This window comes from Psychromonas aquatilis, from assembly GCF_038155185.1.
GTDB classification, from domain to species: Bacteria; Pseudomonadota; Gammaproteobacteria; order Enterobacterales; family Psychromonadaceae; genus Psychromonas; species Psychromonas aquatilis.
The window spans coordinates 1-219 of record NZ_JBAKAZ010000348.1 but is presented as its reverse complement, the minus strand read 5'-3'; the positions used below and the strand labels follow the sequence as shown (position 1 = coordinate 219).

The 219-nt window shown below is 34.7% G+C and carries 1 pseudogene; it reads left to right on the top strand.

The window, feature by feature from the left end:
• Positions 1–219 (top strand): annotated as a pseudogene (locus V6256_RS15795) (EamA family transporter); the annotation flags it as partial.

Sequence of the window (219 nt, the reverse complement as noted above, 5' to 3'; positions counted from 1 at the left end):
CTAAAATTAAATCCGGTCGGAATGTTAGCGATGTTTGCAGCACTAATGAGTATTGTTAAAGGCAGTTATTTCATTAAAACTTTAGGGCCTAAAATTCATTGGTCGACAGTGCTTTCATGGCAGTTAAATATCGGCGGACTATTAATAAGTGTCATTGCATTTCTACAAGCATTACATTCGCAAGAGCAATATTTAATTGCTCTGCAAAACTTTAATCTA